The organism is Pantoea sp. X-Soil-ISGK-285 (assembly GCF_059730815.1).
Window position 1 is genome coordinate 1,564,330 of the sequence record NZ_AP035938.1, and the last position, 24,131, is coordinate 1,588,460.

The following is a 24,131-nucleotide window of genomic DNA, read 5'->3' on the forward strand; positions in this document are numbered from 1 at the left end:
GTTATGTCTTTACCCTTGCCACCCGACGATCACGATGAGCCAATTCGCCAGTCACTTGACGATGCGCACTTTGCGATAGTGGTGCTTGCGGTGACCTCGGTAACGCTTATAATCTTTGTCCTGATGATTACGCTCTGGATGAGCTGACACGCACAGGGATTCAACGGATTGAATAAGGAGAAGGCGATGGACTCCGGAGATGACAAATTAATCGCAATTATCGGTTTGCTGGCGGCCTGCCTGATCGGGGTGACCTTCCTGTTTACCATGGTCTGGCTGACCGACGTACGTCATCCTGCCGATCCCTCTCTCGACGTTCGCTCCTGTTACCCTAAAAAGCCACCTTCTCAGCACGTCTGATTTCGTGTCGCAAACTTAATCTGCTGACTGCGCAATACCAGCGCCAGCGGCTCATGCAGATTACGGTTGCCATTGGGATCGGCTAATCCCAGCAGCGGGCCAGGGGAACGCCGGTCATCGGCCCAGGCGGGATACTCCACTACCGGATAGAGCGAAATCCCCTCCACCGCAATGCCCTGATCCAGCGCCACCGCCACATTTTCACTGATCTCCTGCAGCCAGGGGGCGCGCGCTTCACCCTCAGCGCCGGTTTCGGCAATCAGCATCGGACGCTGGTAGCGCTGCCAGCACTGCGCCAGCAGAATATGCAGCGGCACACGCTCCGGATCCTCCAGCGACATCGGCTGGTCGGGGAAAAACCAGTGGTTATCGGGATAGTAGTTCAGGCCGAGGATATCCAGGCAATCTTCACTGCCGCCTAGCTCCTTATCGACGCGACCGGCCAGCATGTCCCAGGCTTCGAACTGCGCCTGATGCTGCGCATCGGCATAGGGTTTGCTGTCCGGATTATCAGGATGATGAGCGATCTGCACCAGCGGGTCAGTCAGCACAAAGCGCGCCTCCGGATAGACCTCGCGAATGGCATGTATCGCCGCCAGCGAGGCGCGAACCAGCTGGCGCTTCAGCTCTTTACCACGCTGCGCCGCATGGGGATTAAACCAGGCCACATCCGCCCCGGCCCATGACCAGAATGAGATTTGATTAACCGGTGTAAAGAAGGGGCGTTCGATGCCCTGATCGCGCATCAGTTGTGCCATCGCGCGAGCGAAACGACTAAAATGGTCAACAAACTCGGCTTTCCAGATATTAAGATGATCGGGATAACCGAAATGAGCCAGCTCCCAGATGATCTCCATCTGCTGACGTCGCGCAGCGTCGACCATCGGCAGAAAGCTCTGCCAGTCATACTGGCCAGGGATCTTTTCGATCAGATGCCAGCGCGCACCGTCGCGGGCGGTGAGCAGATGCTGCTCAGCCAGGGCGGCATAATCTTTTTCCAGCAGCATATCGTGTCCGCTGCTGATTACCATATCCAGCCGTTTACCGGGCGTACGGCAGGCAGTGGAACAGGGGAAACTGCCCTGGAAAAAGCTGCGAAACAGGCTGGGATGATAGCGCTGGCGGGCATCTGTAAGGGATTGATGAGACATATTCCTCTCCTGCCGGGATAATGCCGGTCACAGATCGTCCGGTTAAGTCTAGACTAAAAACGCCCGTGACCCCTCACTAACTCAGAACAGAGGAATAGCATCAGAGGTCGGACCGGGGAATAATAAAAATAACTGCCTTTTACAGGGAAATGTCATGACCGAAGCGTTTGAGCTCTCCCAGCCATTGGAACGGTCCAGCTGGCTGGAAACACAGCTGGAGCCAGAGTGTCTGCGCCATCCGGGGCTGAGCGGCGTCCATCAGCTGAGCGACGGGCTGGATGCTTTTGCTGCCCGCTATCTGCTGATGCAAAAAGCGGAGCGTTCACTCGATATCCAGTATTACATCTGGCAAAACGATCTCTCTGGCCGGTTGCTGTTCAGCGCCGTGCTGGAAGCTGCCCGACGCGGGGTGAAAGTGCGGCTGCTGCTGGATGACAACAATACGCCGGGCCTGGACGACACGCTGGCCCAGCTCAACCGCCATCCCAACATTGAGGTGCGGCTGTTTAATCCGTTCTCGTTTCGCACCCTGCGCGCGCTGGGTTATCTCACCGACTTTGCCCGTCTGAACCGCCGCATGCACAACAAAAGCTTTACGGTGGATGGCGTCACGACCGTGGTCGGTGGGCGCAATATCGGCGACGAATATTTCGGCACTGGCAATGAACCGCTGTTTGCCGATCTCGACGTTATGGCAATAGGCCCGGTGGTTAAAGAAGTCGCAGAGGATTTTGAGCGCTACTGGCGCAGCAAGCCGGTCTCGCCGCTGCAACAGGTGCTGGATGAAGAGGAGCCGGAAGAGGACAGTGTGAGTCTGCCAGCAGAGTGGCGTCACAGTGAACCGGTGCAGCGCTATCTTCAGCGGCTGGAAAATTCTTCGCTGCTACAGGAGCTGGAAGAGGGCACGCTGGCTCTGACCTGGGCAAAAGCGCGCCTGCTGAGCGATGATCCGCGTAAAGGGCTGGGCAAAGCGCGTGCCAGAAGCCTGCTGCCGCAGCGAATGCTGGAGGTGATAGGCACGCCGCAAAAGCAGTTCGACATCATCTCGGCCTATTTCGTGCCGACCCGCGCAGGGGTCGCTCAGCTGCTGTCGCTGAAGCGCAAAGGGGTAAAAATTGCCATTCTGACCAATTCGCTGGCGGCTAACGATGTGTCGATTGTCCATGCCGGCTACGCTAAGTGGCGCAAAAAATTGCTGCGTCATGGTATTGCGCTCTATGAGCTGAAACCGCAGGCGGGCGTGCCTGATGCCCCGCACGACCGGGGATTAACCGGTAACTCCGGCTCCAGCCTGCATGCCAAAACCTTCTCAGTGGATCAACAGACGCTGTTTATCGGCTCGTTTAACTTCGATCCCCGTTCAGCGGTGCTGAATACGGAAATGGGACTGGTGATTGAGAGTGCGGCGCTCGCCGGAGAGACGCATCAGCGTTTCAGCCAGTCAATGCGCGATCGGGCATGGACGCTGCGGCTGGATAAGTGGGGCAGGGTAAACTGGCTGGAGTATCCGGGTGAGCCGCAGCAGATTGTGCATAAACACGAGCCGGGCTGCTCCTGGTGGCAGCGCCTGCAGGTACGCCTGGTGTGGCGACTGCCGATTGAGTGGCTGCTTTAAGCTGGACCTTGCCTGGGTACAGGCGCTGGCTCAGGAAGCATACGCCCTCCGCAAAGACGCAAAACCCGCCATCCCTGGCGGGCTCAGCGCGGGCGATTACGCACCTCATCCCTGAGGTGCGCCCGTTGCCGGGCCAACGCGTTGCTTTGTTCAAAAACGCTCCCGGCGTTTTTGTCCCTGGCCCGCTATGCTTTGCTACTGGCGTATGCGCCCATCGCTTTAAACTCTTAAGCTGTCTGTGAGACACATCATTTATAGCCTGACCTCACTTATGGCCCGAGGTCACTGATCGCCTGTCATTGTGCTTGTTTACGCTCAAATTTCCCCGAGAACAGGAACCGCAGCAGCGGAATGCGCAGGTGAATCTCATACAGCAGAAACGCGATGCCAAACACCATCAGCAGGCCAACGAAGAAGCCCAGGGTGTTATTTTCAATCCGTGGCGTCACGTAAATGCCATACAGCAGCGTCAGCGGATGGTGCACCAGATAGATAAACAGTGACGCATTGACCAGATACATAATGCGCGGCGAATGTGAATTCAGCAGCTTATGACCAAAGCAGAAGCAGACGTTCAGCATGCAAATGCCCATCAGCGTCGAGATAATCGCATCCAGCTCATACAACCAGCCCTCACCGCTGCTCAGTCGCTGGTTGGCGCAATAGGCCGCAAACATCAGCAGCGCACCGACCCACATCACCAGATTGAAGCGGACAAACAGCTGCTTCAGCGGGGGATGTTTCCACGCCAGCGCTCCCAGCATAAAGAACGGTAGATAGAAGAGCGTCTGCATCACAATGATGCTAAACAAACCATCCATCAGCCACGCAGGCTGGAAAATAAACACCAGACGCCGGAACACACACCAGAGCAGCGCCCACGCCAGTACGCCCGCCGTCAGCGATCCCCAGCCAACCCGCGAATAATCAATGGTGCGATGCTGATCGCGCAGCCAGCGGAAGGTCACCATCCCCAGCGTGGTCAGCATCACCAGCACCACCAGGAACCACAGGTGTGAAATCAGCTCCCACATCAGGTTATTAAACTTCTGATAGGGCGTGAAACGGGGCCAGTCAGCCAGCTTATCCGTCCACTCTTTCAGCATAAAAAATTGCGGCAGCGTCAGCAGCGGAATGGCGGTCAGCATTGGGATACCTACCCGTTCCAGACGCACCTTCAGGAAGCGACGTGGCTGATAGCGCAGATAAAGCATGTAGGAGAAATAGCCCGAAATGACGAAAAACACCTGCATACGAAACGCATGAATAAAATCATTCAGCAGCGTCAGCCACAACGACGCTTCATGACTGTTTACTGCCCATTTCTGCGCGGAGTAGATGAGGGAAACGTGAAACGGCACCCCCAGTAACATCAGATAGGCGCGGATGGAGTCGAGGAAGTATTCACGTTCAGGTTTTACAGTACTCATAAAGTTCCAGTTCGTTAGTACGTTTAACCGGTTTCACCCTGAAACCGGATTATGCTCTGTGAAAATTCTACCTGGGATAAACCAGGTATACTATCAGTGGAATCCGTAGTGTCTAATTGTCCTAAAAGCAGGGTTAAGCCTGACGAAATGCGGGAACAATGTTGCGCATAAGCTGTCGGAAAACCGAATAATCCTTTAAGATAAACGGGTTTGATTTAAGCACACGAAAGGGGGGGATGTGCTGACTAAAGAAAAAAATAAAGCCGGACTGATGAAGGTACGCTGGATTGGTACTGCAGTTCTGCTGGCGTTGTACGCCAATAACAGTTGGGCGTTTAACATCGACGATGTTGCCAAACAAGCCAAAGCGTTGGCAGGGAAAAGCTTCGAAGCGCCTAAAAGCAATTTACCCTCTCAATTTCGTGAAATGAAATTTGCTGATTATCAGCAGATCCAGTTTAACCACGATAAAGCGTATTGGGGCAAACTGCGCACGCCGTTCAAGCTGGAGTTTTATCATCAGGGAATGTATTTCGATACCCCGGTGCAGATCAACGAAGTGACCGCCAGCGCGGTGCGCGAGATTAAATACAACCCCGATTATTTTAATTTCGGTAATGTAAAACATGACGCAGATGCGGTAAAAAACCTCGGTTTTGCCGGTTTCAAAGTACTTTACCCACTCAACAACAAGGGTAAAAACGATGAGATCGCCAGCTTCCTGGGCGCGAGCTATTTCCGTGTCATCGGTGCCGGTCAGGTTTATGGCCTGTCGGCGCGTGGACTTGCCATCGATACGGCGCTGCCGTCCGGTGAAGAGTTCCCGCGCTTTAAAGAGTTCTGGATTCAGCGTCCTAAACCACAGGACAAACAGCTGGTGATCTACGCACTGCTCGATTCGCCGCGTGCGGCGGGTGCGTATCGCTTTGTGCTGCATCCGGGTGACGCTTCAACGGTTGATGTGCAGTCAAAAGTTTACCTGCGTGATAACGTCGGCAAACTGGGTGTTGCACCGCTGACCAGTATGTTCCTGTTTGGTCAGAACCAGCCATCGACGGTGAACAACTTCCGTCCGGCACTGCACGACTCTGACGGTCTCTCTATCCACAATGGCAACGGGGAGTGGATTTGGCGTCCGCTGAACAACCCGCGTCATCTGGCAGTGAGCACCTTCACCATCGAGAATCCGAAAGGGTTTGGTCTGCTGCAGCGTGGGCGTGACTTTAACAACTATCAGGATCTTGATGACCGCTATGATCTTCGTCCAAGCGGCTGGGTTGAGCCAATAGGCGACTGGGGTAAAGGCCGGGTTGAACTGGTTGAAATCCCGACGGCAGATGAAACCAACGACAACATCGTTGCGTTCTGGACGCCGGAGACGCTGCCAGAGCCTGGCAAAGAGATGAACTTCAAATATCGTCTGCACTTCTCGCGCGACGAAAACCAGCTGCACTCCGATGATACCGCCTGGGTCAAAAATACCCTGCGTTCAGCGGGTGACGTGAAGCAGTCTAATCTGGTGCGTCAGCCGGATGGCACCGTGGCTTTCACCATCGACTTCGTGGGTAAAGACATGAGCAAGATGGCGGAAAACAGTCAGGTGGCACCGCAGGTCAGCGTGGGTAAAAATGCTGATGTGGTTGAGCAGAGCGTACGTTATAACCCGGTCACCAAAGGCTGGCGTCTGGTGTTGCGTCTGCGTGTGAAAGATGCCAAGCAGTCCACCGAAATGCGTGCGGCCTTGGTTAGCGGCGACAAGACATTGACGGAAACCTGGAGCTATCAGTTACCTGCCAATGAATAAATCGACTTTTACACCTCAACGTTATGTGGAATCTCTGCCGCTGGATGCGGCAGGGAAGGCCCGACTGAGCGTCTCATTGCAGAATGCCAGCGAGTTCCACTTCATCCATGATGTGCTGGGCAGGGATGTCGCAGCCAGTGACCGTCCCGACGATGCGCCGTTAAAATCGGTCTCATCGCGGGTTGAAATGGCCTGGCCCGATTCGCTGGCCGAAGGTCAGCAGTTGGGTAAAGATTACCTCGACCGCACCACGCTGAAGGCGATGCCGAAGGTCAAACGCTCACTGATGTTCCCGGAAGCCTGGCGTACCAACCCGGTCGCCCGTGCCTGGGACTCACTGCGTGGACACAAATCGGTGCCGCGTTATAGCAATGCCGAAGAGCGGCGTGCCGAGGAGAAGTGGCGTCATGTCGGTTCAATTCGCCGCTACATTCTGCTGATCCTGACCATTTTCCAGACCGTGGTCGCCACCTGGTACATGAAGAGTATTCTGCCGTATCAGGGCTGGACGCTTCTGGATCCGATGGAGATGATCAATCAGAACTGGCAGCAGTCAGTGATGCAGATCCTGCCTTATTTGTTGCAGACCGGCATCCTGTTCCTGTTCGCCATACTTTTCTGCTGGGTCTCTGCCGGTTTCTGGACGGCGTTGATGGGCTTCCTGCAGCTGCTGATTGGACGTGATAAATACAGTATCTCTTACTCAACGGTCGGAGATGAACCGCTTAACCCGGAACATCGTACCGCGCTGATTATGCCGATCTGTAATGAAGACGTTGAGCGTGTTTACGCCGGTCTGCGTGCGACCTGGGAGTCGGTGGTTCGTACCGGTAACGCTGAACACTTCGACGTCTACATCCTCAGCGATAGTTACGATGCGGATATCGCGATTGCCGAACAGAAAGCCTGGATGGAACTGGTGCGGGATGTTGGCGGGGCAGGCAAGATTTTCTATCGCCGTCGTCGTCGTCGCGTGAAGCGTAAAAGCGGAAACATCGATGACTTCTGCCGTCGCTGGGGCAGCAACTACAGCTACATGGTGGTGCTGGATGCCGATAGCGTCATGAGCGGAGAGTGTCTCACCGGTCTGGTACGCATGATGGATGCCAACCCGAATGCCGGGATCATCCAGTCGTCGCCGAAAGCATCGGGTATGGATACGCTTTATGCGCGCTGTCAGCAGTTTGCGACCCGCGTCTACGGTCCGTTGTTTACCGCCGGTCTGCACTTCTGGCAGCTGGGCGAGTCTCACTACTGGGGTCACAACGCCATTATCCGCGTGAAACCCTTTATTGAGCACTGTGCCCTGGCACCGTTACCGGGAGAAGGCTCCTTTGCGGGTTCAATCATGTCGCATGACTTCGTAGAAGCTGCGCTGATGCGTCGTGCCGGTTGGGGCGTCTGGATTGCCTATGACCTGCCGGGATCCTATGAAGAACTGCCACCGAACCTGCTGGATGAGCTGAAACGTGACCGCCGCTGGTGTCACGGCAACCTGATGAACTTCCGCCTGTTCCTGGTGAAAGGGATGCACCCGGTTCACCGTGCAGTGTTCCTGACGGGTGTGATGTCCTACCTCTCGGCTCCGCTGTGGTTTATGTTCCTGGCGCTCTCCACTGCCCTGCAGGTAGTGCATACGCTGATGGAACCGACCTACTTCCTGCAACCGCGGCAGCTCTTCCCGGTCTGGCCGCAGTGGCGTCCGGAACTGGCAATAGCGCTGTTCTCAACCACTATGGTGCTGCTGTTCCTGCCGAAAATGCTGAGTGTCGTGTTGATCTGGTTTAAAGGATCGAAGGCCTACGGCGGACCTCTGCGGCTGCTGGCTTCACTGGTGCTGGAAACGCTGTTCTCGGTGCTGCTGGCACCAGTGCGTATGCTGTTCCATACGGTGTTTGTGGTCAGCGCCTTCCTCGGCTGGGAAGTGGTGTGGAACTCACCGCAGCGTGATGACGATGCGACACCGTGGAGCGAGGCGTTTAAACGTCACGGTTCGCAGATGGCATTGGGTCTGGTGTGGGCGATTGGTATGGGACTGCTGGATCTTAACTTCCTGTGGTGGCTGGCACCGATCGTCTTCTCACTGATTCTGTCGCCGTTTGTCTCGGTCATGTCGAGCCGCGCAACGCTGGGCATTAAGAGCAAGAAAGCGAAGCTGTTCCTGATCCCGGAAGAGTACTCGCCGCCGCAGGAGCTGGTGGATACCGATCGCTATGTGGTACTGAACCGTGAGCGCGCGCTGGAAAATGGCTTTATGCATGCCTTATTCCATCCTGCCTTCAACGCGCTGGCAACGGCACTGGCCACATCGCGCCACAAGCAGAGTCAGTTACTGGACTATGCGCGTGACCGTCGGGTTGATCAGGCGCTGAGCGATGCGCCGGATAAACTAGGCCGCGAACAGCGTCTGCAGTTGATCAGCGATCCGGTGGTGCTGGCCCGTGTTCATACCCGACTGTGGGAAGATGCGGACAAGTATCATCAGTGGGTTGAGAGTTATCAAAAACTCACGCTCAACCCCAACGCGCTGGCAAACAACGCGTAATCTGAAAAAGCGGCAGCGATGCCGCTTTTTTTATCGGATTAAAACAGCGATTGGCTGATAAATTTATTGCTGGCAGTCACCGCGAGCAGCGCGTGACGATCTCAATGGCTGTTTCTTCATGGCGGATATGTGTGGTGAAAGGGTGCTTAAAGGCGGGTGTTATCGTCGCGGCTGTGCTCTGCTTAAGCGGATGCGGCAGTATTATCAGCCGTACCATTCCCGGGCAGGGGCACGGTAATCAGTACTATCCCGGCGTACAGTGGGATGTTCGCGACAGCGGATGGCGGGTCCTGACGATCCTCGACCTGCCGCTGTCGCTGGTGGTTGATACCCTGTTGTTACCGGTGGATGCCAGCCACGGTCCTTACGAGTAACTGCGATCGGAATCGCTGTTATCATCTTCCCACTCTTGCGCGGCGGCTTCACCCTCTTCGGTGTCCAGCGGCGGCTCCAGCTGGAACTCGCCGTCATCCCACTCGTGCAGGGTATTTTCTGCTAACCACTCCTGACGTAGTTCAACTTCGTCAAAATCGGCATCAAAAATGGCCTGTGCCGCTTCACCGCTACGGTAAGGCAGACATTCGCCTGCTTCACCTTCTTCTGCCATGAATTCAGCCTGCCACATGATATCGCCATCCTGCATCACATACTTTTGCAGACCAAACTGGCTGATTGATGCATCCCCTTCCTCGAGCTCCGGGTGGTTAGCGAGGAACTCTTCACGTGCAGCATCGATGGCTTCCTCTAAGGTACTGTACATGCTCATCGCTCTTCTCCTTCACGGGTCTATGACTATGGATTTATTTGATTTCAGTGAAGGATAGACGAAATCTGAAGGAGGGAAAGGTCAGGCCGGTGCAACTGGCGGGAAATAAGCCATTTCCCGCCAGTCAGGGTCAGATCATCTTTTGCGGGAAATGCAAAACAGGTTGAACGGACTCATGAATCACGGGGGCTGAGTAGCGGATACAACATTTTATACATGGCTTAACTTTCTTAAAATTAATTCTGGCGATGGAGAGGGCCTGACTCAAATTATATAACGTGCCGATAAATATGACCTCTTCTTTATCAGGCATACGCTTGCACCCTTTACGATGAAGAAAGTGATAATTTTCCTGATCGGTACCGATTGTAACGTAATAGTAGAGACCTTTGTTCATATTAACTGTCCCATTAGAGGTTTGCTGTGTTGTCTTTTTTATAATTCTGGCCAGAGCCGTTAAAGGCCTGACTGTTACAAAAGAAACTACCGATAAGCATTAATGAGTTCAAATTCCATAATGATCTATCGGGGTGTTAAAAAAATGTAAAATGGAATATAAGCTAAATCAGCAAGGCAATCGCTTGTAAAATAAGTTAATTTTTATCGATTCATAAGCGGTGAGACACCGTTAAGACCGGCTAAATAGGATTAGGCCTGGCGTGCAGAATAATCAGCGCCATAACAGATTTAATAGCACTCGCTGCAATATTAATTAATAAATAGCGAAACAGGCTGAATGCCGCCTGCCGTCCTGTTAATTGATTAGCTTTTTTAAATTTAAACAGAGACAAATTATATTATGAATATAGGTGTTTATTAATTACTGGACCTGCGGTTTCGCTTACAGGCTGAGTCAGCCATGAGTGATTTATTTAGCAGGGGAGTAAAACGCGCTAAATGCCTGACAGACATTTAGCGCGAACAGATTAATAACGGGAGGGTTCGCCCTCGGGGCGCGTTTTAAAGCGGCGGTGGAGCCACATATACTGTTCAGGTGCCAGCAGCACACCCTCTTCAACAACCTGATTCATTCTGGTTGCGGTTGCGACATCACTTTCCAGCGTAAATTCGCCGCTGATGTCAGGCAGTATCATCAGTTCATAGCCGCGACCCCCAGGCAGACGACGCGGCACAAAAGGGATGACAGCCGGTTTACCGGTGCGGATCAGCAGATGGGTGCCCACCGTTGTGGCTGCTTTTTCCACGCCAAAGAAGGGGACAAAGACGCTGCTGCGCGGGCCATAATCGTGGTCGGGCGCATACCAGATAATGTCACCCTGTTTCAGTGCGCGGATCATTCCTTTGAGATCTTTACGATCGAGCATGCTTTTATTCGACCGCATCCGACCTTTGACCTGAAGCCAGTCGATCAGTTTGTTGTCATTCGGGCGATAGACGCCAATGCCAGGGTTATGGATACCAAACATGCGTGCACCAATCTCCAGCGTCAGAAAGTGCATGCCGATAAGCAGCACGCCGCGCTGGCTATCGCGCGCCTGCTGAATATGCTCCAGCCCTGAAGGCGTATGCCATTTATTGATGCGCCAGTCAGGCCAGAACCACGCCATACCGGTCTCAATTAATCCCATGCCGACCGATTCGAAATTGTGTTTAACCATCGCTTCGCGTTCATTTACCGGCATATCCGGAAAACTTAATTCCAGATTACGCCGGGAAATACTGACGCGGTGTTTCATAAAACGCATCCCAATGCGGCCAATATTACAGCCGAGAACATAAAGCAGGGGATAAGGAAGTAGCACCAAAAGATAAAGAGAAGCGACACCCAGCCAGGTCAGCCAATAGCGCGGGTGAAGCAGTTCTCGTGAAAACTGAGGCAACTGAGTCATGTGAAGGTTAATTTTCCTGCGTCGCGCACCGTGCGGTGCTGATATCTCGTTGATTTACACCATTGTGCCAGTTTTTGACGTGCGCTTAAATATCACTATCGGAACGTGCCATCAATGAACAAAGGTTAATAGTCCAATGTTGCTGCAAAAAACGGCAACAGGCGATCAATCTGGTCACTGGCCTTTGCATCCCGGTGAAATCAGGTATCATGTGCGCGCTAAATTTCTTCTATTGATAACAGGACGAACACCATGCCAGTGTTACATAACCTCGTTTCCAATAAAGAGCTGAAGGCGCGCATGCTGGCTGAAACCGAGCCGCGCACCACTGTCTCTTTTTATAAATATTTCCAGATTGCCGATCCCAAAGCATTCCGTGACGCGCTCTATCTTGGCCTGACAGCTCTTAAGGTCTTTGGTCGCGTCTACGTGGCCCACGAAGGCATCAATGCGCAGATCAGCGTGCCAGCCAGCCAGTATGAAAAGATGAAAGAATGGCTATATGGCTTTGATCCGGCGCTGAACAACCTGCGGATGAATATTGCGCTGGATGATGATGGTAAATCGTTCTGGGTGCTGCGTCTGAAAGTACGCGACCGTATTGTCGCGGACGGTATTGAAGACGACAGTTTTGATGCCAGCGATGTGGGTCAGTATCTTAAAGCGGCGGACGTTAACGCCATGCTGGACGATCCTGACGCCCTGTTCGTGGATATGCGTAACCACTATGAATATGAAGTGGGTCGCTTTGATAATGCGCTGGAAGTGCCTGCTGACACCTTCCGCGATCAGTTGCCGATGGCGGTTGAGATGCTGCAGGATCAGAAAGACAAAAAGATCGTGATGTACTGCACCGGCGGGATCCGCTGTGAAAAGGCCAGTGCCTGGATGCGGCACAACGGCTTTGAGGATGTCTATCACATTGAGGGCGGTATCATCGAGTATGCCCGACGCGCCCGTGAGCAGGGATTACCGGTACGCTTCAAAGGCAAAAACTTTGTTTTTGATGAGCGGATGGGTGAGCGGATCTCTGACGATGTGTTGTCGAACTGTCATCAGTGCGGCGAGCCCTGTGATACCCACGTTAATTGCGTCAATGACGGTTGTCATCTGCTGTTTATTCAGTGCAAAAGCTGCGCGGAGAAGTTTGAGAACTGCTGTAGCCCGATCTGCCAGGAAGAGGCGAAGCTCTCACCGGAAGAGCAGCGCGCGCGTCGGGCAGGACGTGAAAATGGCAACAAGATCTTTAACAAGTCGCGTGGCCTGTTAAACATGACCATTCCCTCGCCGCTGAAGAAATAAGCGTTGCCGCCTGAAGTCAGCTTCAGGCGGCTTGCTGTTTTACTGGCGTACACCCTCAACCGAGATCATCAGCTGAACCTTCTGCGAAGCTGGCCCCAGATCTTTGGTGATGTTGAAATCTTTCAGTGCAATTTCCCCTTCAGCCTCAAAGCCAGCGCGGTAGCCGCCCCACGGATCTTTACCTTCACCCAGCATTTTCGCCTCGAGCGTTACCGGTTTGGTCACGCCATTCAGCGTAAGATCGCCAGTAATCTTCAGCTCATCACCCTCTTTCTTCACATCTGTGGATTTGAACGTGGCCTGCGGATTTTTGCTGGTGTTCAGGAAGTCCGCACTGCGCAGGTGCTTGTCACGTTCAGCATGGTTAGTATCGATGCTGCTGGTGTTAATGGTGACGTCGACTTTATCTGCGGCAGGATTCTTCTCATCAAAGGTGAAGCGGCCATCAAAATCCTTAAAGGTGCCGTAGAGCCAGCTGTAACCCAGATGCTGGATACGGAACTGAATAAAGGCGTGCTGGCCCTCTTTATCGATTTTGTAGTCAGCGGCAGAGGCGGTGAGTGAGCCGAGTAGCAGACTGGCACCGGTCATCGCCAGCAGGGTCTTTTTAAACATATTATTTATCCTTTTCAGAGGGAGAGGTGAAACGCAAACCCGACATCCGTTTTAAAGTGATATCGCGATCGATAAAGTGATGTTTTACCGCAGCCAGCCCATGCAGCAGTGACAGGACCACAACCGTCCAGGCCAGCCAGAGGTGAATGTCGCCTGCAAGATCAGCCTGTTCGCCAGCACCGTTGAACAGCGCGGGCAGGGTAAACCAGCTGAATACTGAGATGGGTTTGCCATCGGCGGTGGAGATCAGATAGCCGCTGATCAGAATCGCCAGCAGCAGGGTATACAGTAACAGGTGGGCCACCACCGAACTGATGCGTACCAGCGGGGAATAACTGCTAAGCGGTTTTGGCGGCGGTGAAATAATGCGCCACAGCAGGCGAACGATCAGCGTTAGCAACAGGATCACGCCGATGCTTTTATGGATCTCAGGCGCGTCGTGATACCAGCTGTCGTAATAGCCGAGGCCGACCATCCATAATCCCAGCGCAAACATGGCGTAAATCGCCAGCGCCATCGACCAGTGCAGCAGCACGGCAACCAGGCCAAACTGATGAGATGAATTACGTAATAACATAATGAGGTTTTCATGAAGTAATAATCTGAAATAAGCATCCACATTATGAAATATAAAAGCAATCATCCTTACGCTTCTATAACTTTAATTTTATATTGTGAAAAGGTTGAATAAATCAGGTGTGAAATGCGCAATATTACTGAATAAGTTATTTGTGAGGCGCTGGTCGTCAACTAAAAAGAGCCGGAATTAACCAAAAGGGCGAAATATATTCTGACTTTATGTCAGTAATAGTCAATTTTCGTCAAAGTCTGTCAGTCGGGCGGCATCAGGCTGATACCACCCTTTATCAGAGTCAGAAACGTGAGAGGCGGAAGGGTGTCAGATCAAAAGAGAACGGTTTTTGCTGGGCAAATTCTGCAGCCAGTTCGCCCAATACGCTGGCGAATTTAAACCCGTGTCCACTGAGCCCGGTGATTAACAAGCGGTCTGGTTCACCCGGCAGGGTATCAATTATAAAGTCTTCATCCGGGCTAAAATCGTAGCTGCAGGCTTCGCCATGCAGACAGACACCGACGCCAGGTAAAAACTGACGGAGGAATCCAAAAGCTTCGCTGCCATCGGCCGCCACCGCGCCAAAAGGTTTACGATCCTCAGGCTGCTGCATCAGCTGACCGCCATCATGACGACCTACTTTCAGGGCGTTGTTATCCGCCGGGAAGCCATAAAACTGGCTGCCATCGCCCATTTCCACCGTAAAACCGGGAAACTTATTGTTCTCACTGTAGCGGCCATCTGCCTGATACCAGGCAAACACCTTACGGGTGGGCGCGACCGGCAGGTCAGGAACTAATTTGCCAACCCAGGTGCCCGCACTGATCAACATTTTGCGGCCCCGATAGACGCCATCCAGGGTAGTGACCTGCTGCAGATCGCCATCGCGACCCAGTTCTGAAACCGGGCAGTTAAACAGCTGCGCGCAGCCCGCCTGCTCCGCCAGCTGGATCCAGCTGCGTACCGCCTGTTCACATTTCAGATAGCCGGACTGCGGCTCAAATACGCCCAGATAGCCCTCAGGCACATTGATTTGTGGCCAGCGCTTGCGCACCTCATCTGGCTGCATCACCTCAATATTGAGCTGCCAGCGGGTCGCGCTGTCGATGACGTTCTGAATAAACGGCGACTGATTCGGGGCGAGGTTAAGTACGCCGCTGCGATGCATGATGCGCTCACCGGCACGCTGTTCCAGCTCATCCCACAGCGTTTGCGCCCGCAGGACCAGGGGAACATAGCGTTCACCTTCACCATAGGCGTGACGAATCAGCCGGCTCTCGCCATGATGTGTGCCCTGATTATGGGGAGGATGGGCGCTGTCGATCATTAACACCGATAAACCCGCCTGGGTGGCATAGTAGCCTGCCGCCGCGCCCACGGAACCGCTGCCAACGACGATAAGATCATAAATCATGGTAACTACGCTCTAAGAGACAGATAATCAAAAGCATACCAGAAACAGAAACGAAAAAGGCACCCCTGAGGGCGCCTCTTTGATGCGGCAGAAATTAATGCTTTTTGAGGAGTCGTTCTATCTGCTCGGCTGATTCTATCTTGGCGATGCCTGCTTCGAGGATCGAGATAAATTGCCTTGCCACATCCGTTGTCAGCCAGTATGTCGGGCCAACATCCGCTTCTTCTTCTTTTTGATCCTGCGACGACAACGAGTGCAGGCGGATCATCATGGCGTCATAGCTGTCAACGGTACTGATATCCCAGCCCACCAGTGGGTGAGTCTGTATAACATCTTTTCTTCTGTCCATTATAACCTCCTTATTACTCGTTAAACGAAGTGCATGATGAGGTTCAATGCGGCTTTTTTATTCCAATAGCGAAACAATTATAACAGTAAACGAGGGTATCACTGTTTAAAAAATGCCGTGAGTCAGCTTCTCACAGAATATTTGCGTTTGAAAGGCGGACGTAAAAAAATAAAATGCCTGACGGGCAGGCATTTTTATCAGCAATCAAAAGACAGGCAAAAAGCGGGCTTAGCCGCGTGAGCGGACTCAGAGAGCCGGCGTTTCTGGCACTACGCCGCCGCCGCGTTTTTGCAGTGTTTCTGCCAGACGGGCAAAGTGCTGCTGAAGCTGCTCATCATGGTTTTGATTTTGGGCTTCCAGCGACAGATTGTGTACCAGTAGCTGACTGGCACGATCGTCAAGACAGAAAATCAGACTGGAAAAGGCATTTTCCAGCACCGTTAAACGACGCTTCTGATCACCAATCAGTGCTAACAACTCACCAAAGGTCATCGCCTCTTCCGGTTTATCAGTAGTCATGGTGTCGCACCTCCTGTTATGCGTGACGAGCGCAAGGATAGGGCATTGATCATTAAGAGTCTAGATGCAGGACGGGGTAAGTGCGAGAGGGGAGAAAAGATAAAAAACCGGGTGGCGACACCCGGAAAAAAAGCACAGTGGCGGTTAATCAGTATTGAACCAGTCGTCAGCGCTTTCCCACGTCTGCTGCAGGATTTCGCTGATCTGGTCGCGCGTCTCTTTTCCACCGCCCAGCACGCTGAGATTATTGGCACTGGCATAACGTACCTTGACGTGATTGGTCGAGTCAGGGAACTGTTCATCAATGCGGCGCGATAATTCATCGCTCAACGCTTCTATCGCGCCAGCAGGAAGAGGTCGGGTATTTGATACGGTAATTTCAACGCGCATAACAGCCTCCGTTTAAGATGCTGTATATATTTACAGTATCGGCAGGCCGGAGGCAAGTAAAATTATGCGATGCACCAGTTCAGTGTTTCACCCGCCAGGAACGGCACCAGTGAATGGCTGCCGAGCGCGATGGACTCTGGCACCTGCCAGGACTCACGCACCAAAGTAATCGTCCCTTCATTCAGCGGCAGGCCGTAAAAACGCGGGCCATTCTCCGAACAGAACGCTTCAAAATGTTCCAGCGCGTTCAGCTCTTCAAAAACGGTGGCGTAAGCGGGTAACGACACTGGCGCATTAAATACCCCCGCGCAGCCGCAACTGGCCTCTTTGAGATGACGCAGATGCGGTGCTGTGTCGGTGCCGAGGAACACGCGCGGATGACCACTCGCCACTAATTTGCGCAATGCTTCCTGATGCACGTTGCGTTTAAGAATCGGCAGGCAATAGAGGTGCGGACGAATACCGCCCACCAGCATGTGATTGCGGTTAAACATCAAATGCTGCGGGGTAATGGTCGCGCCCAGCGTCTCATCGGCGGCGGCAACATATTCTGCGGCGTCCTGAGTGGTAATGTGCTCCATCACCACTTTCAGTGCCGGAAACTGGCTGCGCAGCGGCACCATAACCGTTTCGATAAATCGGGCTTCGCGGTCAAAAATGTCGACATGCGCATCGGTGACTTCGCCGTGGATCAGCAGAGGCATACCGAGCTTCTGCATCCGCTCCAGCACGCGGGCAATGGAGGCGATATCGGTAACGCCATGGCTGGAGTTCGTCGTAGCGTGCGCCGGATAGAGCTTAGCCGCGGTAAACAGACCGGAGGTGAAACCGCGCTCAAGCTCATCAGGATCAAGCGAGTCGGTCAGATAGCAGGTCATCAGCGGCGTAAAGGCGTGATCGGCGGGCAGCGCCGCCAGGATGCGATCGCGGTACGCTTCACCTGCTGCCACGCTGGTCACCGGTGGCACCAGGTTAGGCATCACAATGGCACGACCATTCACCGCGCTGGTATAGGGCAGGACCGTGTTGAGCATCTCATCGTCGCGCAGATGAATATGCCAGTCGTCAGGGCGACGCAGGGTAAGTTGCTGAGGTTGTGCTGTCATCAGTGAAGCTCCGGCAGAAGGGAAACAAAAGGCGTGTTTTGGCCGGGGTCTAAGCATAAGGATTCAGGCAACCGTTTGCACCTGCTTTTTATGCTGTCAAAGAAAATCCGCTGCCCAACAGGGTAATGCTGGTCAGTTAAGATTAGATTTGTAAAGGCTGTCACGGTCAAACGGGGCAGCTTTTTTCCGGGCGAGCGAGCCGCAGTGCGGGCCAGAGCACCTCTGCTGCTGCCGGGCCGTCCTCGCGCCGCTCACGCGGTACCTTCGGCTTTGACGTCGTGCCGACGAACCGTTCGGGGATGGGCCCTCCCTGGCCGGCCCCGAACTGTCCACGCTTCCCGGCGTGGACTTCTGGCCCACCGTCACGCCTCAGCGCTGCGGATAGCCCTTTCAGCAGCAGAGGCGCTCAGGCCTCCACTTTCGTGCCCTTTCTGACAACATTCACTGAAGTTTCAGAGCAGGCCGTGCCGCTCAGGAGCAGGCAATCCGCAGCGCTGAACAGAATGAGTCTGCCAGGAGAGCCCGCAGGACGCGGGCGAAAGGCGGGGCGGCACAGGATGTGCCATCCCCGGCGGTCCGTCAGGCAGGCGAATGAAGTGAAGGAACCGCGCAGAGGCGCGAGGACCGCCAGCCCCTGAGCGGCACCAGACTGCGTTGTCACCTGTCGCCTAACTGACTGGCGTTACTGCGTAAAGGGAATAACCAGTTCGCCAGGTTTCACTTCCAGTCCTTTGGCAAATTTCTTCGCCAGCGACTCGCCTTTGCTGCGGTCGGCGCTGAGCACGTAAGCCGGCTTTTGATCAAAGTAGTTTTTCAGCGACTGATTCAGATAAGGCGTCAGCGTTTTCATAATGGAGGCCATTTTTTCCGGAGCAACCTGCGCATCAACAATTTCCAGATCGCGCAGATAGATTGCACCCTGCTGCTGGTCATAGACCGGCTGAGCACGCATCTTCAGTTGCATATCGGCCTGCTGCGGACCAAACAGTGACGTCACATTGATTTTAGCATTGCCAGAGAGCGTCACTTTACCTGGCTCTTCACGGCCAATCTGACTGGTCAGGTTGTTCAGGACGATGTGCGCATTAACCAGCCCGGAAACGCCAATATCTTTCTCATAGTTGTTGTGCTTCTGCAGCGCCTGGTTTACTTCCTGTTCGCTGATGGTGTATTGCGTCAGTTGATTACAGCCGCTCACCAGCAGCGCGATCAACAGGGCAGTCAGCCCGAAAAAAGCCTTTTTCATCGATCTTTATCCTGAATATCAGAGCCAATAAACAGGCCATAGCCTGCCTGAATGCGTAGCGGGTGTCATCAGGAAAGAGATGAGAAACGCCGCAGCGTCTCTCATCGGGAGGGGTTAGTGAGCTATTGAGGAGAGCAGATTCACCTGGGTCTGTTTGGCCATGTTATCGCGGTAGTCAGCGACCCGGCTCGGCCAGTCGATTCCTGCCACCAGCGTCAGAGAGCGCAGCAGCGGGAAGAGATTAAAATCATCTTCGGACAGCTCGCCATTCACCGCATTGGGCTGGACGATTAATTTGTCCAGCTTGCGCAGATCGTCGCTGACGTTTTTAATCAGGCCGGCAGAATGACTTTTCAGCGTGTCGAAATCACCGATGCTCGCCTGCTTTTTGTTGCGGAAATAGTCACGCGCCTCCGGCGTCGCGAATTCGGCAAACGCCGCCTCTGCAATGCGCGGCAGCAGCAGTTTATTGACATAGCTGTTCATGTGACGCAGCCAGTCGCCGATCGCCGGATTCAGCGCGCCGATGATCAGCGGTTCGCCATCCTCCTGATCGACATAGTGTACGATTTCCATACTTTCAGGCATCGCGCTGCCATCCTGCTTCTGCAGAATGGGCGCCATTTTCTGTCCGATCAGTCGTTTCGGCGTCTCTTCATCGTCGTTGAGCATTACCACCAGCTCAACCGGTTTGTTTTTCAGGCCAAAAATCATTCGCGCTTTAACGCAGAAAGGGCAGTGGTCGTAGATATAGAGCTTCATCCTGATCTCCCGGGTTTTACAGGTTTAGTGTTTAACAGAGTGAATCAATTCATCCTGCTTTCGGGCTCGTAAAAAGTATGGAAGAGATTACTCCACAGGGCAAACCTGCCTGTCAGGCGCGCTGCAGGATCCGCTGGTGATGCCGCCTGCAGCAGGGGTTATCCGCGGTGCGACCCGAGCAAAATCAGCCTCTTTATCGCTAAACCGCTGTAACGTTTTACCGGAGCCCAGGCGGCGGTTATAGTGAAAGCCGGGTAATGACGGCTCATCTCTATCAGCCATTGATTTCAGGAGTCAGGATGTTTGGCTATCGTTCTGCCGCGCCCAGGGTGCGATTAACCACCGATCGGCTGGTGGTCCGTCTGGTTCACGAGCGTGATGCCTGGCGAATGGCAGATTACTACGCGGAAAACCGCCTGTTTTTAAAACCGTGGGAGCCGGTGCGTGATGACAGCCACTGCTACCCTTCGGGCTGGCAGGCGCGGCTTGGGCTGATTTCCGACATGCATAAGCAGGGTTCGGCCTTCTATTTCATTTTAATGGACAGCGATGAAACCGAAGTGAGGGGAGTGGCAAACTTCAGCAACGTGTTACGCGGATCCTTTCATGCCTGTTATCTCGGCTATTCACTGGGTGAAAAGTGGCAGGGGCAGGGGTTCATGTTCGAAGCGTTGCAGGTGGCAATCCGCTATATGCAGCGCCAGCAGCATATTCACCGCATCATGGCTAACTACATGCCGCACAACCAGCGCAGCGGCGATCTGCTGGCGCGACTCGGTTTTGAGAAAGAGGGTTACGCGAAAGATTATCTACTGATCGACGGACGCTGGCAGGATCACGTGCTGACAGCCTTAACCCTGCGGGAATGGACGCCTGACCGGCGTGGATAATAATGAGGATGCGAGCATGAAGATGACTTTATCGGCGCAGGCGATGCGCGTGCTGGGCTGCCTGCTGGAGAAGCAGGTCACCACGCCGGAACAGTATCCGCTGTCGCTGAATGGCGTGGTGGTGGCCTGTAACCAGAAATCGAACCGCGAGCCGGTGATGGAGCTGAGCGAAAGTGAGGTACAGGATCAGCTCGATCAGCTGGAAAAACGGCATCTGATCACCGCCAGCAGCGCCGCCGGGCAGCGGGTCGTGAAATATGAGCAGCGTTTCTGCAACTCCGCGTTTGGCACGCTAAAGCTTAACAGCGCAGAAGTCGCTCTGCTGACGCTGCTGTTACTGCGCGGGCCCCAGACGCCAGGCGAACTGCGTACCCGCAGCGGCCGTCTGCACGAGTTCAGTGATGTCAGCGAAGTTGAGCAAACGCTGGAAGGATTGATGCAGCGCGACGACAGTGCTCAGGTGATCCGTCTGTCGCGTGAACCTGGCAAGCGCGAAAGCCGCTTTATGCATCTGCTGGGCGATGAGCGTGACCAGCCGCAGGCCGCAGACGCGTCGGAAGAGCAGGGCGAACTGGCGGCGCGCGTCGCAACGCTGGAACAGCAGGTTGCAGCGCTTCAGGCACAACTCACCCAACTGCTGCAACCGGAGAGCTGAGATGACCTTACGTATTGGCGTAGTGGGATTAGGCGGTATCGCGCAGAAAGCCTGGCTGCCGGTGCTGTCGGCGGCGACGGACTGGACCCTGGCAGGGGCGTTTTCCCCGAACCAGGCCAAAGCCCGGCCGGTCTGTGACAGCTATCGCATGCCATATTTTGGTTCGCTGAATGAATTAGCCGCTGCCTGCGACGCGGTCTTTGTCCATAGCAGCACCGCCACGCACTATGAAGTGGTCAGGGCGCTGCTGCTGGCAGGAAAGGATGTCTGCGTCGATAAGCCGCTGGCTGAAACCCTGGAACAGGCTGAGGCGCTGGTGGCGCTGGCGGAAAAACGGCAGCGTAAACTGATGGTGGCGTTTAACCGGCGGTTTGCCCCGCGCTATCAGCAGCTGCGGGCGGAGATGGCTAGCGCGACTTCTCTGCGGATTGAAAAGCACCGTAGCGACAGCGTCGGGCCACAGGATCTCCGCTTTACCCTGCTCGATGACTATCTGCATGTGGTGGATACCGCCCTCTGGCTGGGTGGGAAACCTTTTCGCCAGGTTCAGGGACGCATCGACACCAACGAACAGGGGCAGATGCTCTATGCCGAGCATCATTTCGCTGTTGAGGGCTTGTCGATTACCACCAGCATGCACCGGCGCGCAGGCAGTCAGCGCGAGCGGGTCAGCGCAGTATGTGACGGTAAATGCATCGACATTAGTGAGATGCGCGACTGGCAGGAAGAACGGCGTGACGGGCTGCTGATTACGCCACCGCCCGCCTGGCAGAGTCATCTGACCCAGCGCGGTTTCAGCGGTGCGGCTCGCCATTTCATCGACTGCGTACAAAATCAGACGAAGCCTGAAACCAGCGGTGAGCAGGCGCTGATGGCGCAGCGTGTGGTGGAAAAATTGTGGCGTGAGGCGACGCAGGAATAACGCCTTGTAACACTCCGTGCTGGTCATTTCCCTCCGTGGCAGTAGACTGTCGCCGGGCATCTTCTGGGTGCCCGCGCTAATTCTCCTTTTTTGCCGATTCTTTTCAGGATGCGCCGTCAATTATGAATTTGTTGAAATCGCTGGCAGCGGTCAGTTCTATGACCCTGTTTTCCCGCGTACTGGGCTTTGCCCGTGATGCCATCGTGGCGCGGGTGTTTGGCGCCGGAATGGCGACCGATGCGTTCTTTGTTGCGTTTAAACTTCCCAATCTGCTGCGGCGTATTTTTGCTGAAGGCGCCTTTTCTCAGGCCTTCGTGCCCATTCTGGCTGAATATAAAAGCAAGCAGGGCGAAGAGGCGACGAAACTGTTCCTGGCTTACGTCTCGGGCCTGCTGACTCTGGCGCTGGCGCTGGTCACGGTGGCGGGCATGATTGCTGCGCCCTGGGTCATCATGGTGACGGCCCCCGGCTTTGCCGACAGTCCCGATAAGTTTGCGCTCACCAGCTCGCTGCTGCGGGTGACCTTTCCCTACATTATGCTGATTTCGCTGGCGTCACTGGCGGGTGCGGTGCTGAACACCTGGAACCGCTTCTCGGTACCGGCCTTTGCACCGACCCTGCTGAACGTCAGCATGATTGGCTTTGCGCTGTTTGCCGCGCCGCACTTCCACCCACCGGTAATGGCGCTGGCCTGGGCAGTGGTAGCAGGTGGCGTGCTGCAGCTCGGCTATCAGCTGCCACACCTGAAGAAGCTCGGGATGCTGGTGCTGCCACGCCTGAATCTGCGTGATGCGGGCGTCTGGCGGGTCATGCGTCAGATGGGACCTGCCATTCTGGGCGTTTCTGTCAGTCAGATCTCGCTGATCATCAATACCATCTTCGCCTCGTTTCTGGTCTCAGGTTCGGTCTCCTGGATGTACTACGCGGACCGCCTGATGGAGTTCCCCTCGGGGGTGCTGGGCGTGGCGCTGGGCACCATTCTGCTGCCGTCGCTGGCCAAAAGTTTTGCCAGCGGCAACCATGATGAATATTCCCGGCTGATGGACTGGGGTCTGCGCCTCTGTTTCCTGCTGGCGCTTCCCAGCGCGGTGGCGCTGGGCATGCTCTCCGGCCCGCTGACCGTGGCGCTGTTCCAGTACGGCAAATTCACTGCCTTTGATGCTCTGATGACGCAGCGCGCCCTGATCGCCTACTCCGTCGGACTGATGGGGCTGATCGTGGTCAAGGTGCTGGCTCCGGGCTTCTATTCCCGTCAGGACATCAAAACGCCGGTTAAAATCGCGATTATCACGCTGATCATGACGCAGGTAATGAACCTGGCGTTTATTGGTCCGCTGAAACACGCCGGTCTATCACTGTCGATTGGGCTGGCAGCCTGTCTGAATGCGTCGCTGCTCTACTGGCAGTTGCGTAAGAAGAATATCTTTATGCCGCAGCCGGGCTGGAGCAGCTTCCTGATCCGCCTGCTGATAGCCGTAGTGGTGATGGCAGGTGCGCTGTTTGCCATGCTGCAGTGGATGCCAGCCTGGGAGCAGGGATCGATGCTGTGGCGGCTGCTGCGTCTGGCCGCGGTCTGTGGTGTGGGCGGCGGGGCTTACTTCCTGGCGCTGGGACTGCTGGGCTTCCGGTTGCGCGACTATGCGCGTCGCACCGCTGTGTAAAGCTTGCCGCAATAAATAAATTCAACGCGCAGGGAACAGGGGCAGAGGAGGAAAGCGTCCCGCGCCATGGACAAAAACGCCGGGAGCGTTTTTGAACAACGCAACGCGTTGGCCCGGCAACGGGCGCACCTCAGGGATGAGGTGCGTAATCGCGCGGGCCGAGCGGCCAGGGATTGGCTTTAGCGTCTTTCCGATCTGCCCCTGTTCC

General features: G+C 54.6%; 25 protein-coding genes. 11 read left to right on the forward strand and 14 right to left on the reverse strand.

The window, feature by feature from the left end; all coding sequences use genetic code 11:
- The first annotated feature begins 3 nt into the window (after positions 1–3).
- Together AC6I8B_RS07460 and AC6I8B_RS07465 are read left to right on the forward strand one after the other, a co-directional pair.
- Entirely contained in the window at positions 4–147 is a 144-nt protein-coding gene (locus tag AC6I8B_RS07460) for a hypothetical protein (RefSeq protein ID WP_010246429.1), read from the forward strand.
- 39 nt (positions 148–186) lie between these two features.
- Positions 187–360, forward strand: coding sequence for a hypothetical protein (locus AC6I8B_RS07465; RefSeq protein ID WP_010246427.1), 174 nt, complete (start codon positions 187–189; stop codon positions 358–360).
- Here AC6I8B_RS07465 and AC6I8B_RS07470 read toward each other — a convergent pair.
- Entirely contained in the window at positions 348–1,511 is a 1,164-nt protein-coding gene (locus AC6I8B_RS07470) for a glycoside hydrolase family 1 protein (RefSeq protein WP_010669826.1), read from the reverse strand. The two genes, AC6I8B_RS07465 and AC6I8B_RS07470, sit on opposite strands and share 13 nt — an antisense overlap.
- A gap of 154 nt (positions 1,512–1,665) precedes the next feature.
- Between AC6I8B_RS07470 and AC6I8B_RS07475 the strand changes: the two genes are divergently transcribed.
- The gene (locus AC6I8B_RS07475; RefSeq protein ID WP_010669827.1) at positions 1,666–3,126 is read left to right on the forward strand and encodes a phospholipase D family protein; all 1,461 of its coding nucleotides are present in this window, start codon (positions 1,666–1,668) and stop codon (positions 3,124–3,126) included.
- A 296-nt stretch (positions 3,127–3,422) separates the two neighbouring features.
- Here AC6I8B_RS07475 and mdoC read toward each other — a convergent pair whose 3' ends face one another.
- Complete coding sequence (gene mdoC, locus AC6I8B_RS07480) at positions 3,423–4,556, reverse strand: glucans biosynthesis protein MdoC (RefSeq protein WP_010246421.1); 1,134 nt, start codon at positions 4,554–4,556, stop codon at positions 3,423–3,425.
- A gap of 268 nt (positions 4,557–4,824) precedes the next feature.
- Here mdoC and AC6I8B_RS07485 point away from each other — a divergent pair, with 268 nt between their 5' ends.
- The 3 genes from AC6I8B_RS07485 to AC6I8B_RS07495 all read left to right on the forward strand — a co-directional run bounded on the left by AC6I8B_RS07485 (position 4,825) and on the right by AC6I8B_RS07495 (position 9,279).
- A complete protein-coding gene (locus AC6I8B_RS07485) occupies positions 4,825–6,360 on the forward strand; it encodes a glucan biosynthesis protein G (RefSeq protein ID WP_170933489.1) in 1,536 nt (511 codons plus the stop codon).
- Positions 6,353–8,905 (forward strand): glucans biosynthesis glucosyltransferase MdoH, encoded by a 2,553-nt coding sequence (gene mdoH, locus AC6I8B_RS07490; protein WP_010669828.1) that lies wholly within the window; start codon positions 6,353–6,355, stop codon positions 8,903–8,905. Before AC6I8B_RS07485 ends, mdoH begins: the two co-directional genes overlap by 8 nt.
- A gap of 104 nt (positions 8,906–9,009) precedes the next feature.
- Positions 9,010–9,279, forward strand: a complete 270-nt coding sequence (locus tag AC6I8B_RS07495; protein WP_045140521.1) for a YceK/YidQ family lipoprotein — start codon at positions 9,010–9,012, stop codon at positions 9,277–9,279.
- Here the strand turns inward: AC6I8B_RS07495 and AC6I8B_RS07500 are convergent.
- From AC6I8B_RS07500 to AC6I8B_RS07510, 3 genes are all read right to left on the reverse strand, one after another.
- A complete protein-coding gene (locus tag AC6I8B_RS07500) occupies positions 9,270–9,671 on the reverse strand; it encodes a MysB family protein (protein WP_010246413.1) in 402 nt (133 codons plus the stop codon). The two genes, AC6I8B_RS07495 and AC6I8B_RS07500, sit on opposite strands and share 10 nt — an antisense overlap.
- A 130-nt stretch (positions 9,672–9,801) precedes the next feature.
- On the reverse strand, positions 9,802–10,068 hold the full coding sequence (locus AC6I8B_RS07505; protein WP_010669830.1) for a hypothetical protein: 267 nt from the start codon (positions 10,066–10,068) through the stop codon (positions 9,802–9,804).
- 529 nt (positions 10,069–10,597) lie between these two features.
- Complete coding sequence (locus tag AC6I8B_RS07510; RefSeq protein WP_010246409.1) at positions 10,598–11,521, reverse strand: Kdo(2)-lipid IV(A) acyltransferase; 924 nt, start codon at positions 11,519–11,521, stop codon at positions 10,598–10,600.
- A gap of 252 nt (positions 11,522–11,773) precedes the next feature.
- On the opposite strand from AC6I8B_RS07510, the gene trhO reads away from it, so the two are divergent.
- Positions 11,774–12,823, forward strand: coding sequence for an oxygen-dependent tRNA uridine(34) hydroxylase TrhO (gene trhO / locus AC6I8B_RS07515; protein ID WP_010246407.1), 1,050 nt, complete (start codon positions 11,774–11,776; stop codon positions 12,821–12,823).
- A 39-nt stretch (positions 12,824–12,862) separates the two neighbouring features.
- On the opposite strand, the gene AC6I8B_RS07520 is transcribed toward trhO, so the two are convergent.
- The 9 genes from AC6I8B_RS07520 to grxB all read right to left on the reverse strand — a co-directional run bounded on the left by AC6I8B_RS07520 (position 12,863) and on the right by grxB (position 19,795).
- Positions 12,863–13,438: a YceI family protein gene (locus AC6I8B_RS07520; protein ID WP_157351843.1), complete on the reverse strand. Its 576-nt coding sequence runs from the start codon at positions 13,436–13,438 to the stop codon at positions 12,863–12,865.
- A 1-nt stretch (position 13,439) separates the two neighbouring features.
- Positions 13,440–14,015 carry a cytochrome b gene (locus tag AC6I8B_RS07525; RefSeq protein ID WP_129062857.1) on the reverse strand — a complete coding sequence of 192 codons (576 nt, stop codon included), beginning with the start codon at positions 14,013–14,015 and terminating at the stop codon, positions 13,440–13,442.
- A 295-nt stretch (positions 14,016–14,310) separates the two neighbouring features.
- A complete protein-coding gene (solA, locus tag AC6I8B_RS07530) occupies positions 14,311–15,423 on the reverse strand; it encodes an N-methyl-L-tryptophan oxidase (protein ID WP_033771429.1) in 1,113 nt (370 codons plus the stop codon).
- A 94-nt stretch (positions 15,424–15,517) separates the two neighbouring features.
- On the reverse strand, positions 15,518–15,772 hold the full coding sequence (bssS, locus tag AC6I8B_RS07535) for a biofilm formation regulator BssS (RefSeq protein ID WP_010246399.1): 255 nt from the start codon (positions 15,770–15,772) through the stop codon (positions 15,518–15,520).
- Positions 15,773–16,018: 246 nt separating this feature from the next.
- Positions 16,019–16,291 (reverse strand): hypothetical protein, encoded by a 273-nt coding sequence (locus tag AC6I8B_RS07540; RefSeq protein WP_010246397.1) that lies wholly within the window; start codon positions 16,289–16,291, stop codon positions 16,019–16,021.
- 144 nt (positions 16,292–16,435) lie between these two features.
- Positions 16,436–16,681 carry a DNA damage-inducible protein I gene (dinI, locus tag AC6I8B_RS07545; protein ID WP_010246395.1) on the reverse strand — a complete coding sequence of 82 codons (246 nt, stop codon included), beginning with the start codon at positions 16,679–16,681 and terminating at the stop codon, positions 16,436–16,438.
- A 62-nt stretch (positions 16,682–16,743) separates the two neighbouring features.
- Positions 16,744–17,787 (reverse strand): dihydroorotase, encoded by a 1,044-nt coding sequence (pyrC, locus tag AC6I8B_RS07550; RefSeq protein ID WP_157351845.1) that lies wholly within the window; start codon positions 17,785–17,787, stop codon positions 16,744–16,746.
- 682 nt (positions 17,788–18,469) lie between these two features.
- The gene (locus tag AC6I8B_RS07555) at positions 18,470–19,033 is read right to left on the reverse strand and encodes a lipoprotein (RefSeq protein WP_010246390.1); all 564 of its coding nucleotides are present in this window, start codon (positions 19,031–19,033) and stop codon (positions 18,470–18,472) included.
- A gap of 114 nt (positions 19,034–19,147) precedes the next feature.
- Positions 19,148–19,795 carry a glutaredoxin 2 gene (gene grxB, locus AC6I8B_RS07560; RefSeq protein WP_256850183.1) on the reverse strand — a complete coding sequence of 216 codons (648 nt, stop codon included), beginning with the start codon at positions 19,793–19,795 and terminating at the stop codon, positions 19,148–19,150.
- Positions 19,796–20,094: 299 nt separating this feature from the next.
- Here grxB and rimJ point away from each other — a divergent pair, with 299 nt between their 5' ends.
- From rimJ to murJ, 4 genes are all read left to right on the forward strand, one after another.
- On the forward strand, positions 20,095–20,685 hold the full coding sequence (rimJ, locus tag AC6I8B_RS07565) for a ribosomal protein S5-alanine N-acetyltransferase (RefSeq protein WP_010246386.1): 591 nt from the start codon (positions 20,095–20,097) through the stop codon (positions 20,683–20,685).
- A 16-nt stretch (positions 20,686–20,701) separates the two neighbouring features.
- Positions 20,702–21,340 (forward strand): YceH family protein, encoded by a 639-nt coding sequence (locus AC6I8B_RS07570; RefSeq protein WP_033771434.1) that lies wholly within the window; start codon positions 20,702–20,704, stop codon positions 21,338–21,340.
- A gap of 1 nt (position 21,341) precedes the next feature.
- Positions 21,342–22,262: a Gfo/Idh/MocA family protein gene (locus tag AC6I8B_RS07575; protein WP_191919702.1), complete on the forward strand. Its 921-nt coding sequence runs from the start codon at positions 21,342–21,344 to the stop codon at positions 22,260–22,262.
- A gap of 122 nt (positions 22,263–22,384) precedes the next feature.
- Positions 22,385–23,923, forward strand: a complete 1,539-nt coding sequence (gene murJ / locus AC6I8B_RS07580; protein WP_010246379.1) for a murein biosynthesis integral membrane protein MurJ — start codon at positions 22,385–22,387, stop codon at positions 23,921–23,923.
- Positions 23,924–24,131: the final 208 nt, after the last annotated feature.